Source organism: Mycobacterium adipatum (genome assembly GCF_001644575.1).
Classification (GTDB): Bacteria; Actinomycetota; Actinomycetes; order Mycobacteriales; family Mycobacteriaceae; genus Mycobacterium; species Mycobacterium adipatum.
Genome location: NZ_CP015596.1, coordinates 4,616,192 through 4,628,824, shown reverse-complemented (window position 1 = coordinate 4,628,824; position 12,633 = coordinate 4,616,192). Strand labels below are relative to the sequence as shown.

Here is a 12,633-nt window from a genome sequence, read left to right as displayed (position 1 = left end):
CGGTGACGATGGAATACAATATCGACCCTTTCTACCGTATCGGGCTAGACTTCTACCATGGGTCTGAATATCAAGAACGAGCGGACGGTGGAGCTGGTGCGGGAACTCGCGCGGCGTACGGGGCTCAGTCAGACGAGCGCCGTCGAAGAGGCTGTTCGCGCAAAGCTGGCCGAATTCGAGGTCGGCCAAGGCGGCCCGGCGCGCCGGGCGCGAATCGACAGTCTTCTGGCAGAGCTGGACCAATCGTTGACCGACGCTCAGAAGCAGGAGATCCGCGGCGCCCAGGATCGGCTGTACGACGACCACGGGCTGCCATTGTGATCGTCGATACCAGTGCAATCGTCGCGATCGTGCTCAACGAGCCTGAGCGTGACAGGCTCGTCGAGGCAATATTGGATGCGACCGACCCACAAGTGTCTGCGGCCTCGCGAGTCGAGATCGCCGCGGTGTTGGTACGACGACTGACTCCCGAGGACTACCGGAGGGTCGAGCGCCTGATCGAGCGACTGGGGATCAGAACGGTTCCCTTCGACGGGAAGCAGGCCACCAGTGCCGCACGCGCCTATCGAGATTTCGGGCGAGGTAGCGGTCATCGTGCCGGGCTCAATCTCGGCGACTGTTACACCTACGGATTGGCAGACGTGACCGGCGAGTCGGTGCTGTACGTCGGCGATGACTTCGGTTTCACCGACGTCACGTCAGCCATCCAACTGCCGTGACCAACCGGCGCAGCAGATCAGCGACCGTCGTCCGGCCCCGCGTCCGGATGCGCATCACGCCATGCCTGCCACACCTCGGGCCGCAATTTCCCGCGGTCGGGCACCGGCAGCCCCGCCGACCGCGCCCAGGCGCGCACGTCGGCGGTCGTCGGACCGTCGGTTGCTGCAGCCGGAGTGGCGATGTCGACCCGCGCCGCCGAGATGCGCTCTAGTGCAGCGCTTTCCGTGACCGCCCAGGTGTGCGCGGCGGCCAGGAACCGGTAGGTCCACTCTTCGGCCAGCGGGCGGGTCTCGCAGAACACGATCGGCACACTCGGCCAGCGGACCTGAAGTTCGGCCAGCCCGTCGGCCACCACTGCCGGTCGAATCCAATCCAGTTTGAACACCTGCGAATAGCGGTCCTCGACGACGACCGCCGCCCGCGGCAACGCGGCCAGATCGGCGACCTGAAAGCGCAGCCGACCGTTGATCAGGCTGCTCACCAGATCGGCCAGCGATTTGCGCTCGACACTGGCCACCAGCTGCCCGTCGACGTTCAATCCGTAGTCGCCGCACGGCAACGCACAGGTCTCGGTGGACACCTGCTGGCCCGCGAACCGGTAGGCATAGCGCTCGTGGCTGTCGACGAGGATCGCCAACTGCTCGATGCCCTGGGCGCGGGCGGTCGGCGTGCGCACGTTGGGACGGGCCTGCTTGCGGGTACGGGGCGACTGCCAGAACACGACGTCGCGGCCACGGGCCGAGGTGAACACCAGTTGGGAGCGGTTCTCGCGGGCGCGCTGCAGAATCACATCGATCGACGCACCGCGACGCTCGCAGGACCGCAGCGGATGCCGCTCGACGATCTCCGCGTCGTCCGGCCACTCGGCGAGGCTGACCGGATGGCAATACAGCGCCTTGACTCGCGGCCAGGTGTCAGACGTCCGGAACACCAGGTCGCCCCCCGCGTGAGGGATGCGCAGCAGATAACGCAGCCGGGAGTCCTCGACCGGATTCCGCGCGATCAGCAACTCGGACATCTGCTCAGTGTGCCGGGAGGATCGTCGGACATGTCGGAAGCCCGCGATATCCTGAGATCAGATTCCAGACCTGCCCGCCGGCTTCTCCGGTGCGCGGCGGTCGGCATGCCGTCCCTATAGAGGAGGTAACCATGTCCGGTTATGACGTGATCGGCGATATCCACGGCTGCGCCGACGATCTCGAGGCGCTGCTGGCGCAGATGGGCTACACGGTGGATGACGGGGTCTACCGGCACCCGGAACGGACGGCGGTGTTCGTCGGCGACCTGATCGACCGCGGGCCCGATCAGCTGCGGGTGCTGCAGATCGTCAAGGCGATGGCCGACGCCGGCAGCGCGCGAATGGTGTTGGGCAACCACGAATTCAACGCGCTGGCGTACGCCACCGAGTGGCCGGCCGGGTCGGGGAAGTATCTGCGCCCGCACGACGATCCCGACCATCCGTGGTCGGCGAAGAACGAGAAACAGCACGCCGAGTTCCTGCGCCAGGTGACCGGGGAAGCGCGGGCCGAGTACCTGGCCTGGTTCCGGACCCAGCCGCTGTGGCTGGACCTCGGCGGTATCCGGGTGGTGCACGCCTGCTGGCATGCCGAGTCGATGGCGGTATTGGGGGATGACCGGATCGGCACAGACGAGCAATTGGTCAGGATGTCGACGAAGGGTGACCCAATGTATGTGGCGGTGGAGACGCTGCTCAAAGGCCCGGAGATCAGCCTGGTCGACCACGGCCAGCCACCGTATCTGGACAAGGACGGGCATTCGCGTGAGCAGGCCCGGCTGCGGTGGTGGAACGGGGCGGCGACGACGCTGGCCGACCTCGCCGAGATCAGCAGCACCTTCACCACCGAAGACAAGAAGCCGTACCCGGCGCTGCCGGCTGTCGAGGTGGAGCGGTCGCACGTGTACGGCGATCCGGTGCCGGTGTTCTACGGGCACTACTGGCGACAGGGTTCGCCGCGACACCTGCACGACTGGACCGAGTACTCCGCGTGTGTGGACTTCAGCGCGGTCAAGGGCGGGTCATTGACGGCATACCGGTGGTCGGGGGAGCAGCGGATCGCAGTGGAGAATTACGTGCAGGTGGGCGCTCGGTCCGCGCATTAGGGTGACGGATATGGCCCGACGTACCCGCAGCAGACGCGAGGAACCCGATCTGTTGGCCGGAATCCGGGAGGCTGTCGCTGGCCCGAGTCCGGTGGCCCTGCTGTCCTTGGTCAGCACCTTGATGTGCGTCATCGACCCGCAGCGCCACCCGCTCGACGAGGGGCCGGGCCCGCAGCGCGATGAGATCATCGGCAGCTTCATCGACGTCGACGAACCCGAGACGACGGTACTGTTGTCGGTCCTGGCCGTGCTGCTGGGCGACAACGATCTGCTGCGAGCCCGGATCCGGCGTGCGCTGGCCGATCGGCAGCCGGTCGAACCGCGTTATCTGACAGAGCTTTCCGACACGGTAACCTACCGCGCGGTCAGGATGAGCCATGTCCTCGGCGACGGCGATGACATCATCCTCGGGGTGCGGCTTCCCGGCGGCCACGAGCTCACCGCGGTGGTGTTCATCGACCAGCACATGGGCGGCGCGGTCAAGGACGCGTTCATCGTGCCGGTGCCGATCGGGAAGGTGGTGGGTGACTTCGTCCGGGAGACCGACGGCCAGGGGTTCAGCTTCGACGATATCGACCTGGCCGATGCCCGTGCCTGGATCGACGGTGGTATCACGCTGGGGTCGATGTTCTATCCGCCGCTGGAATCCGAGACATGGCCGGCCAGTCGGCTTCTTGTCCAGTGGCTGACCGCCGGGCTGCCCGAGGGCGGCACCGGGTATGTCCGGCCCGAATGGCCGCCGCAGGATCGGAACCATCTGGCGCAGCGGTTCTTTGCGTCGCCGCACGGGGTGAGATTGTACAACGACGACCACCGAGGTCTGCTGGAGTCGCTGCTGTGGTACGCCATCGACTACGGGTCCGGCGACCCGATGCGGTGGAGTGCGCAGCGGGTGGAGATCCTGTTCGCCGACTGGCTTCCGCGAAAGGTGATGGCGCCCTTCGGGTATCTTGCGCTGGCTCCGGAGTTGGCCCGGGCGTTCATCAGGTTCGCCCACGATGAGGTCGGGATCTCACCGGAGCTGACCGCCGAAACACTCGACGCGGTCATCGCGCAGGTTCCCGGGTATCTGCGGGCAATCGACAGTAGTTCTGCCGGCTTCTCCGATTCCGATTGGCATGATTGGGAATTGCAGAGCGTGGCGGATGCGGTCGGAGGTAAGGAGGAACTGGATCGGCTCGATACCCAGCCGCTGCCGGACGAAGAGTTCGACTGGTCGGACATCCCCGAGGACATCGCCGCAACGGTGAGCGCGGTGCTCGATGCCGCCGACCGCTGTTGCGCTGAGCTGCTAAACGTCGAGTACCGCACGGTTTGCCGGCGGGTGTTGGCTCGGGTGGCGCGCCGCGCTCCGGAGGCGTTTCGTCGGCGGGCCAGCACGGTGACCGCGGCTGCGGCGGTGGTGTGGATTGCGGGTAAGGGCAACGGGTTATTCGACTTCGGATCTCCGGTGAGGTCCAGCCACATTGTCGAGCACTTCGGCATCAAGTCCTCCCCATCGCAGCGTGGTGGCACGTTCCTGCGAGCCGCGGGATTCCCCGGAAACGGGTACCACGTGCAGTACGGCTCACCGGAGTACCTGGTGTCGAGCCAGCGGGAGTCGCTGATTGCCGCCCGGGACCGGTTGCGGCAGGAGTAGGGCCCGTCCATAGGTAAAGTGGTTTACCCCGCGTATAGGTTGGTATAGATGACCCGGAAGTATACGGATCTATACGGAGGGCCCAGATTTACCGCGGCTGACCAGCGCCGACGAGTGATGTCGACCTCTGCACCAGCCTGGCGATGTTCCATCCCATTGCCGACAGCAGTGCGCCCAGAAGCCTCGGCGCAGAGCGGCATCAGGTTCCTGCGGTCAGAACGTCGAGCACCCGGGGCGCATAGAACCGGCGTTTGTACGCATCCGGATCGAGGACGTCGAGAATCCCCAACTCGACCAGCTGGCCCACCAGCTTGTTGGCCCGCCCATAGGAAATTCCGAGATCGGCTTCGACTTTGCGCACGGAAAAGGACGGATTGGCAATGGCAAAGTCGACCAACGCGTGCGCGCTGTCAGCGCGAAGCCGTGATGCCCGAACGGTCTCCTTGAGATCGGCTTGGACGGCAACGAGTTTGAGCATTTGTTCGCGGGTACTGTCGGCCGCTTCGCGTAATCCCGCGGCGAAAAAGCTCACGAACCGATCCCAATCGCCGTCCGTGCTGACCGCAAGCAAATGTGCGTAGTACTCGGTGCGTCTGGCCTCGAACCATGGCGAGACGGTCAGTGTCGGCTCACTGAGGACTTTCATCTGCAGAAGGTGCAGCACGATCAGCAGTCGACCGAGCCGGCCGTTGCCGTCGTGGAATGGATGCAGTGTTTCGAACTGGTAGTGCGACATCGCTGCGGCGACGACAGGGTCGATGGTGTCGGAGTGATCATCTTGCAGCCAGCTGATGAGATCGCGCAGCCCGGACATCAGGTGGTCGCCCGGTGGCGGTGGGATGAACCGCGCCGCATGCACGGACGGTATCTGCTCGCCGGCGTCGGCGCGTCGCCCGATGACAACTTGGGTGGCTCGGATGGTCCCCGAGTGATGTGCCAGCGGTGTGCCGCGCATCAACTCGCCCTGTAGGTGTTCGAGCATCGCCACGGTGACGGGTCGTCCGTCGGCGACCCAGCTGAACCCATGATCTGCCATGCGTACGTAATTGAGGATCTCGACCAGTTCGGTGGACGCGGGTTCGTCCTCGTCGGCGGTGAATACCGAGGCCAGTGGCGCGTACGTCCCTTCCAGGGCTGAGGTGCTCTGCGCCTCCCTGCGCAGCGCCGGCGTTCTCAGCATGGTCGGATTCGGCAACTGTCGGGCAGTGCTGTCCAATGCCGCCAGCGCGGCGCGCGCGGCCGCCACGACGAGGAATGTGTTGTTCGAAAATGCGGGCATCGTCGTGGGTAGCGGTGCGGGGACGAATGCGCGGTGGTGCCAGTCGCCGGTCCGTGGGTCGGTCCCGGAGATCTGCACCAGAGATCCCGTGTGGTCATTTACGAACATGGACAGGTCCACAATGTCACTCTATAGGCACTTCAGTGACATTGTTGGCTCGGTCATGTCACTAAACGATCGATTCTCGGGCTGCAAGGTCGTCCGTGAAGACGGCCTATCTGGCGATGCGCAACACGGCGTTGTCGGCCGGACTCTTTACGCTCATGGCTGTGGACTACGACGCGATCGCCGCGGTCCGGGACCGACACCCGGCCTGGCGGCTGTTGCGCGCCGGGAACGCAGCCTTGGTCCTGTCCTTCCTCGGCCACTTCTTCGTCGAGGGCAACCGCGGTGCCTGCTCGGCCAGTGCGGTCGCCGACGCCCTCGACGACCACCTCTATGCGCTCAACGCCGACGAGACCCGCTACCCGAAGGCGCCGCGCGCCTACCTGGAGGACTGGGCCGCGACCGACGCCGGATACCTACGGCGGTTCTACCCGCCCGGCGACGACGAGGTGCACTACGAGGTGACGCCGGCCTTCGAAAAGGCCTACGCCTGGGTGCTGGGCCTGCAGGGCCGGTCCTTCGTCGGCACCGAATCCCGGCTGCACACCGTGATCGAATTGCTGCGCCAGATTGTGCACGGCACGGAGGTGAAACCCGAGGCCCGGTTGGCCGAATTGCACCGGCGCCGGGCCGAACTCGACGCCGAGATCGCAGCCGTGGAATCCGGCGATGTGCCGATGCTCGATGCGACTGGAGTGCGGGACCGCTACCAGCAGCTGTCGTCGACCGCGCGGGAACTGCTCTCGGACTTCCGGGAGGTCGAGGAGAACTTCCGGCTGCTGGATCGGGCGGCCAGGGAGAAGATCGCGGCCTGGGAGGGTTCCAAGGGTGACCTGCTCGCCGATCTGGTGGGCAGCCGTTCCGAGATCGCCGGGTCGGATCAGGGCCGCAGCTTTCAGTCCTTCTACGATTTCCTACTCTCCGAGCAACGCCAGACCGAACTAGCCGAGCTGCTGGCCAGGGTGTCCGCTCTCGACACCGTCGATGCCGATCCACGCATGCGCGGCATCCATCACGACTGGTCGGAGGCCGCAGACCGGGCCCAGCGCACCGTCCGGCAGATCTCCGAGCAACTGCGCCGTTTCCTCGATGACCAAGTGTGGCTGGAGAACCGACGAGTGCTGGATCTGGTTCGGGCGGTGGAGGCCGCGGCGCTCGCGGTTCGTGACCATCCACCGGCCTTCGGCCTGGACGTCGACGAAGCGGGCATCGAGATCGCGCTGCCGTTCGAGCGGCCGCTGTATCAGCCGCCGGTGGCGGCTGCCGTCGAGAGCCACGTCGCCCAGGCCGACGAGGCTGTCGACGCCGATCTGCTGTTCGCGCAGACGTATATCGATCAGGCTCGGCTGGCCGAGACCATCCGTGCGGTGCTGCCGCAGAACTCCTCGGCACTGTTGTCCGATGTCATTGCGGTCCACCCGATCGAGCAGGGGGCCGCCGAGATCGTGGGCTACCTCGCCCTCAACGACGAGGATGTCAGCATCGACCTGGACGACACCGAGGAGACGGTGCTCGACTACCCCGACCCGAGCGACCCCGAGGTCACCAAACGGGCACGGCTACCGAAGGTGACGGTACGGCGGTCATGAGTAACGACCGCGGGGTCGCCGCCGCCATCATCCGGCTGATGCAGGGTGTCGTCTATCGCACCGCAGATGAGGACACCTGGGGGACGTTGGAGCGGCTGGGCGCCGGCGTGAAGGACCATTTCGCCACCATCGGCGTCGACGTGGTGATCGACGACACCGAGGGTTACGCCTACCTGCGGTCACGACCCGAGGAACAGGGCGAGGAGGCGTTGCCGCGGCTGGTGCGCCGACGCGCCCTGACCTACAACGTGAGTCTGCTGCTGGTCCTGCTGCGCAAACGGCTCGTCGAGTTCGAAACCAACGGGGGTGAGGGACGCCTGGTGCTCAGTGCCGAGCAGATCGTGGAGATGCTGCGGCTGTTCCAGGCCGAATCCACCAACGACGCCCGCGTCGTCGACCAGGTCGAGACGACCATCAAGAAGGCCGCCGAACTCGGTTTCCTGCGGCCCCTGCGCGGGCAGCGCGACCACTGGGAGGTGCGTCGCATCCTGAAGGCCTATGTGGACGCCCAGACCTTGAACGATTTCGCGGCCAAGCTGCGTGAGTATGCCGGAGCGACGGCCGACGATGAGTGAAACATTTTTCAGCACAACCGAACCCGGAGCGGGGTATCGGCTGCGGTACGCCGAGGTATATAACTGGGGCACGTTCGACGACCGCGTCTGGCGCTTCACCGCCGGCACTGATACCGCACTGCTCACCGGGGACATCGGTTCCGGGAAGTCGACGATCGTCGATGCGCTCACCACGCTGTTGGTGCCCTCGCACAAGGCTGCCTACAACAAGGCCGCCGGCGCCGACGCCAAGGAACGCACCCTGCGCTCCTATGTCGAGGGGCACTACAAGTCCGAACGCAACGAGGCGACCGGCAAGTCACGGCCAAAAGGCTTGCGGGAGAACAAGCGTACGTACTCGGTGATCCTCGGAGTGTTCCACAACCACGGCCACGACGAGACAGTCACCTTGGCGCAGGTATTTCAGCAGCGTGAGAGCACCGGTCAGCCCTACCGGTTCTTCGTCACCGGCGCCAAGGAACTGTCCATCGCGACGGACTTCGCCGATTTCGGCACCGATCTGCGCGACCTGCGTAAGCGGTTGCGCTCCGCCGGTGCCGATGTGTTCGACGATTTCCCCAAGTACGCCACCTCACTGCGACGACTGCTGGGTATCCGCTCCGAGCAGGCGCTGGAACTGTTCCACCAGACGGTATCGATGAAATCGGTGGGAAACCTCAACGATTTTGTGCGCGACCACATGCTCGAACCGAGCGACTCGAGTGCCCGGGTCGCCGACATCATCGGCCATTTTGACGATCTGACCAAGGCGCACGACGCCGTCAAACGTGCCCGCGAGCAGTTGGAGGCGCTGCAGCCGATCGTGGACACCGCCGCCAAGTACGATGCCGCCCACTCCGAACGTGACGGGTTGGAGTCGGAGCGCTCGGCGGTCCGACTGTTCATCGCCGAACTGCGCTCCGGGTTGCTCACTGCGGAGATCAACCGACTGGAGGTCGACGGTGGGGCGCTGTGGCAGCGGCAGGATGCCGCGGAAGCCCAGCAGCGCAAGCTCACTCAGGACCGCGAGGCCCTCATCGAGGAGCGTGCCAAGGCCGGCGGGGACCGGATCGGTGAACTGGAACGCCTCGCCGAGGAGGCCCGCGTTCAAGCCGGCACACGCAGGCAGGCGAGGACGCTGTTCGATGGTGCGGTCAGTGATGCGGGGCTGCCGGCGGCCGTCGACAATGCGGCATTTACCGCGCTGGCTGCCCTGGTTGCCGCCGAGCGTCCGCGGCTCGCCGACGAGAAACGTGATCTGGACACCGCGACCGTCGAGGCGATCGGCCGGGAAAAGGAAGCCCAACGCCGGTGCGGCGCCCTCACCGAAGAGATCACCAGCCTGGAGCAACGGACCAACAATCTGCCGCACGAGCAGGTCGCGATCCGCGCCGAATTGTGTGCGGCGCTGGGGCTGACGCACGAGGACCTGCCGTATGCCGGCGAGCTGCTCGACGTGTCCGACGAGCACGCCGACTGGCGCGGCGCCGCCGAGCGGGTGCTGCGCGGATTTGCGTTGTCGCTGCTGGTTCCGCAGCGGCACTACGACGCCGTCACCGGCTGGGTCGACGGCCGCCGGCTCAGCGTCGCGGGCCGCGGCGCCAAGTTGGTCTACGAACGGGTGCCCGAGCATCGGGTCCGGTTGCAGCCGGCCGCCGTCGACGGGCTGCTGCTGGCCGACTGCCTCGATGTGCGGGAGGGACCGTTCGCCGAGTATCTGCGTAACGAGCTGACCAAGCGGGCGGACTTCCGTTGTGCGGCAACCCTGGACGAGTTCCGTGCCCAGCGCCGGGCGGTCACCCGGCAGGGGCAGGTGCGCTCCGGTGACCGGCACGAGAAGGATGACCGGCACCGCGTCGACGATCCGCGGCGGTGGGTGCTGGGGTGGGTAAACGAGCGCAAGATCGCCGCGCTGCGCAACGAGCTGACCGAACTGGAACACGACCGCGACCTCGCCGCCGCCGAGGCGGCGCGACTCGGTGAGCAGCGCGACGCATTGCAGCGCCGACTGGATGCGTTCCTGCGTGTCGAGGGTTTCCGGTCCTGGGCTGATCTGGATGTCGAGGAGGCCGAGTCCCGGGCCAAAGACCATGATGCCGAACGGATCCGACTGCAGGCCGGCTCATCGCGGCTGGAGGAGATCACCCGGGCGCTGGACCGCAACGCCGAGGACGAAGCGGCCGCAAAGGAACTGATCAAGAAGCTCACCGGCGAGCTGGCCACGACCCAGGCGGCCGTGCAGCGCGCGCAGTCCGATCGCATCCGCGATGATGAGCTGGTCGCCGCGCAGCCGGCCGAACGGCTGCAGGAGGCCCGCGCGGCGTATCCGGCGCTGCAGCAGCGCCTCGGCAAGCAGCAACCCCAGCGGGCCGCGGACTGCGCCGCAGTCGAGTCGGCACTGACCGATGAGCTGCATCGGCGCATCGAGCGACTCACCCGCGAACTCAACGGGCACGGCCTGAACCTGGGCCAGTCCATGGCCGTGGTCCTCGGCCGATGGCCCGAGCTGCGCGCGGATATGGATGCCACCGTGGAAGCCCGCGGGGACTTCCTGGCGTTCCGGGAACGGGTGGCCACCGACGACCTGCCACGGTTCGAAACCGAGTTCAAGGAGCAACTCAACAAGAACGCCATCCAGGAGCTGGCCGGGTTCAACAACTGGCTCGGCAGGCAGGCCGCGGCCATCGACGAGCGCGTCGACCGCATCAACGAGGCACTCGGTGCGGTGCCCTACAACCCGGGCCGGTTCATCCGGTTGGAGAAGGAACCGACCACCAATCAGGATGTCGCACAGTTCCGTTCAGATCTGCGCAACCTCACCAACGACACCCTGGCTGTCGACGGGGAACAGTACTCCGAGCAGCGGTTCCTGGATGTCAAGCGGATCATCGAACGGTTCCGCGGCCGCGACGGCTACGCCGAATCGGACAAGAACTGGACGCGGCGGGTCACCGATGTGCGCAACTGGTTCGTGTTCTCGGCCTCCGAGCGGGACCGCGACACCGACGTCGAATGGGAGCACTACAGCGACTCCGACGGCAAATCCGGTGGGCAGAAGGAGAAGCTGGCCTACACGATCCTGGCGGCGTCGCTGGCGTATCAGTTCGGGCTGGAATGGGGTGCCGCGCAGTCCCGTGACTTCCGGTTCGCCGTGATCGACGAGGCCTTCGGTCGGGGTTCGGATGTCTCTACGCGTTACGCACTGGATCTGTTCGCGACACTGGGGCTGCAGCTGCTGATTGTCACACCGTTGCAGAAGGTGCACGTCATCGAGCCGTACGTGAAAGCCATTGGCATCGTCGACAATCCGACCGGCACCTATTCTCGGCTGCAGACCATGACGATCGAGGAGTTCCGTGATCGGCGGGACCGCACGTGAGTGCAGCGTGGACCACGGTCGCCGACATCACCGCGAAGATCCGACGCCGCTGGGACGACGGATCGCTGTTGCGTGGTCACGCCCGTGGTGAACCGTTCGAGCCCATCGCGGTGTCCCTACGCGGTCCCACCCCGGCGCAGATCGGCGACGATGTGGGCGCCGCCCGGGAGTGGGTCGCCGACCTGGACCGCGGCCGACGTCAGGACACCCGGTATGCGCTGGAATGGAAGACCGTGGGCGGCCGGCAGATCGGCCGCAATCAGCTGCCAGTCCGTGCCGTGATCACGACCCGTGAGCAGGCCTGGGCATTGCTCGGTGTGGCGGCCGAGGTCCGGTGTTTCGACGAGATGCTCGCCGCGCCCCACCCCGGGATCCGGGACTGGATCATCGCGCACCCGCATCGCGCGCTGACCCTCGCGCCGCAGCTGCCGGGGTTGGTCGCGGCTTACGAATGGCTCGACGGTCACCGGGATTCGGGGCGGTACCTGCGGGAGATCAGCGCGCCGGGGGTGGACACCAAGTTCGCCGAGCGGTATCGCGCCGATGTGGCGGGTATGTTGGGGGTGTCCTCATCGGCGTCGGGGTTTCTGGCAGACCTCGGATTGCGAGCCAAGCCGACGCTGGTGCGGTTGCGCCCGGCCGCGTCGCTGGGGCTGCCGGGCCCGCTGACCGAATTGGCGGTACGCGCCTCGGAACTGGTCGACCTCGACGTGGCGCCCCGCGTCGCGATCATCGTCGAGAACGAGATCAGCTACCTCAGCGTCCCGGTCCCCGAGGACGGTGTGGTGATCTGGGGCAAGGGATTCGAGGTCGACAACGCCGGTCGGCTGCCCTGGCTGGTGGGCGCCGACGTCGTGTACTGGGGCGATATCGACACGCATGGGTTTGCGATCCTGGATCGGCTGCGGGCCTGGCTGCCGGCGGCACGCTCGGTGCTGATGGATCGGGAGACGCTGCTGGCCCACCGTGACCGCTGGGGCACCGAAGATCGTCCGGCGTCCTCGATCCTGACCCGGCTGACGCCGCCGGAGTTCAGCCTGTACACCGAGTTGGTGGAATCGAGCCTGGGGACGCGGGTGCGGCTGGAACAGGAACGCATCGATTGGGGTTGGGTGCTGCGGCGGTTGCGGTGACAGCCACAGTCGGCTGTGGGTTTATCCACAACCCTGGCAGACGGCCGGGCTCTGTTGGCGCCGGTCTGTCGGGGAGCGGGCGTAGCTTCCGGCTCATGAACGACGGACGGAAGC

10 protein-coding genes are annotated in these 12,633 nt (G+C 66.3%); 8 read left to right on the top strand and 2 right to left on the bottom strand.

Annotated features, from left to right (window positions below):
* Positions 1-57 precede the first annotated feature (57 nt).
* Complete coding sequence (locus tag A7U43_RS21925; RefSeq protein ID WP_067999355.1) at positions 58-321, top strand: type II toxin-antitoxin system VapB family antitoxin; 264 nt, start codon at positions 58-60, stop codon at positions 319-321.
* The gene (locus tag A7U43_RS21920; protein WP_067999354.1) at positions 318-719 is read left to right on the top strand and encodes a type II toxin-antitoxin system VapC family toxin; all 402 of its coding nucleotides are present in this window, start codon (positions 318-320) and stop codon (positions 717-719) included. Before A7U43_RS21925 ends, A7U43_RS21920 begins: the two co-directional genes overlap by 4 nt.
* A gap of 17 nt (positions 720-736) precedes the next feature.
* On the opposite strand, the gene A7U43_RS21915 is transcribed toward A7U43_RS21920, so the two are convergent.
* The gene (locus tag A7U43_RS21915; protein ID WP_067999352.1) at positions 737-1,738 is read right to left on the bottom strand and encodes an ERCC4 domain-containing protein; all 1,002 of its coding nucleotides are present in this window, start codon (positions 1,736-1,738) and stop codon (positions 737-739) included.
* Positions 1,739-1,869: 131 nt separating this feature from the next.
* On the opposite strand from A7U43_RS21915, the gene A7U43_RS21910 reads away from it, so the two are divergent.
* On the top strand, positions 1,870-2,841 hold the full coding sequence (locus A7U43_RS21910) for a metallophosphoesterase (RefSeq protein ID WP_067999351.1): 972 nt from the start codon (positions 1,870-1,872) through the stop codon (positions 2,839-2,841).
* Between the two features lie 10 nt (positions 2,842-2,851).
* On the top strand, positions 2,852-4,480 hold the full coding sequence (locus A7U43_RS21905) for a DUF6398 domain-containing protein (protein ID WP_068003406.1): 1,629 nt from the start codon (positions 2,852-2,854) through the stop codon (positions 4,478-4,480).
* 199 nt (positions 4,481-4,679) lie between these two features.
* On the opposite strand, the gene A7U43_RS21900 is transcribed toward A7U43_RS21905, so the two are convergent.
* A complete protein-coding gene (locus A7U43_RS21900) occupies positions 4,680-5,879 on the bottom strand; it encodes a Fic family protein (RefSeq protein WP_197499891.1) in 1,200 nt (399 codons plus the stop codon).
* A 149-nt stretch (positions 5,880-6,028) separates the two neighbouring features.
* Between A7U43_RS21900 and A7U43_RS21895 the strand changes: the two genes are divergently transcribed.
* From A7U43_RS21895 to A7U43_RS21880, 4 genes are read left to right on the top strand one after another with little or no spacing between them, the layout of a single operon-like run.
* The gene (locus A7U43_RS21895) at positions 6,029-7,453 is read left to right on the top strand and encodes a DUF3375 domain-containing protein (protein WP_068003397.1); all 1,425 of its coding nucleotides are present in this window, start codon (positions 6,029-6,031) and stop codon (positions 7,451-7,453) included.
* Positions 7,450-8,028, top strand: coding sequence for a DUF4194 domain-containing protein (locus A7U43_RS21890; RefSeq protein WP_067999349.1), 579 nt, complete (start codon positions 7,450-7,452; stop codon positions 8,026-8,028). Before A7U43_RS21895 ends, A7U43_RS21890 begins: the two co-directional genes overlap by 4 nt.
* Entirely contained in the window at positions 8,021-11,386 is a 3,366-nt protein-coding gene (locus A7U43_RS21885; protein WP_068003399.1) for an ATP-binding protein, read from the top strand. Before A7U43_RS21890 ends, A7U43_RS21885 begins: the two co-directional genes overlap by 8 nt.
* The gene (locus A7U43_RS21880; RefSeq protein ID WP_067999347.1) at positions 11,383-12,519 is read left to right on the top strand and encodes a Wadjet anti-phage system protein JetD domain-containing protein; all 1,137 of its coding nucleotides are present in this window, start codon (positions 11,383-11,385) and stop codon (positions 12,517-12,519) included. Before A7U43_RS21885 ends, A7U43_RS21880 begins: the two co-directional genes overlap by 4 nt.
* Positions 12,520-12,633: the final 114 nt, after the last annotated feature.

Excerpts from the sequence above, each read along its gene's own strand:
- A7U43_RS21910 (WP_067999351.1), top strand. The coding sequence starts at position 1,870 with ATGTCCGGTTATGACGTGATCGGCGATATCCACGGCTGCGCCGACGAT.
- A7U43_RS21885 (WP_068003399.1), top strand. The coding sequence starts at position 8,021 with ATGAGTGAAACATTTTTCAGCACAACCGAACCCGGAGCGGGGTATCGG.
- A7U43_RS21905 (WP_068003406.1), top strand. The coding sequence starts at position 2,852 with ATGGCCCGACGTACCCGCAGCAGACGCGAGGAACCCGATCTGTTGGCC.
- A7U43_RS21915 (WP_067999352.1), bottom strand. The coding sequence starts at position 1,738 with ATGTCCGAGTTGCTGATCGCGCGGAATCCGGTCGAGGACTCCCGGCTG.
- A7U43_RS21925 (WP_067999355.1), top strand. The coding sequence starts at position 58 with ATGGGTCTGAATATCAAGAACGAGCGGACGGTGGAGCTGGTGCGGGAA.
- A7U43_RS21890 (WP_067999349.1), top strand. The coding sequence starts at position 7,450 with ATGAGTAACGACCGCGGGGTCGCCGCCGCCATCATCCGGCTGATGCAG.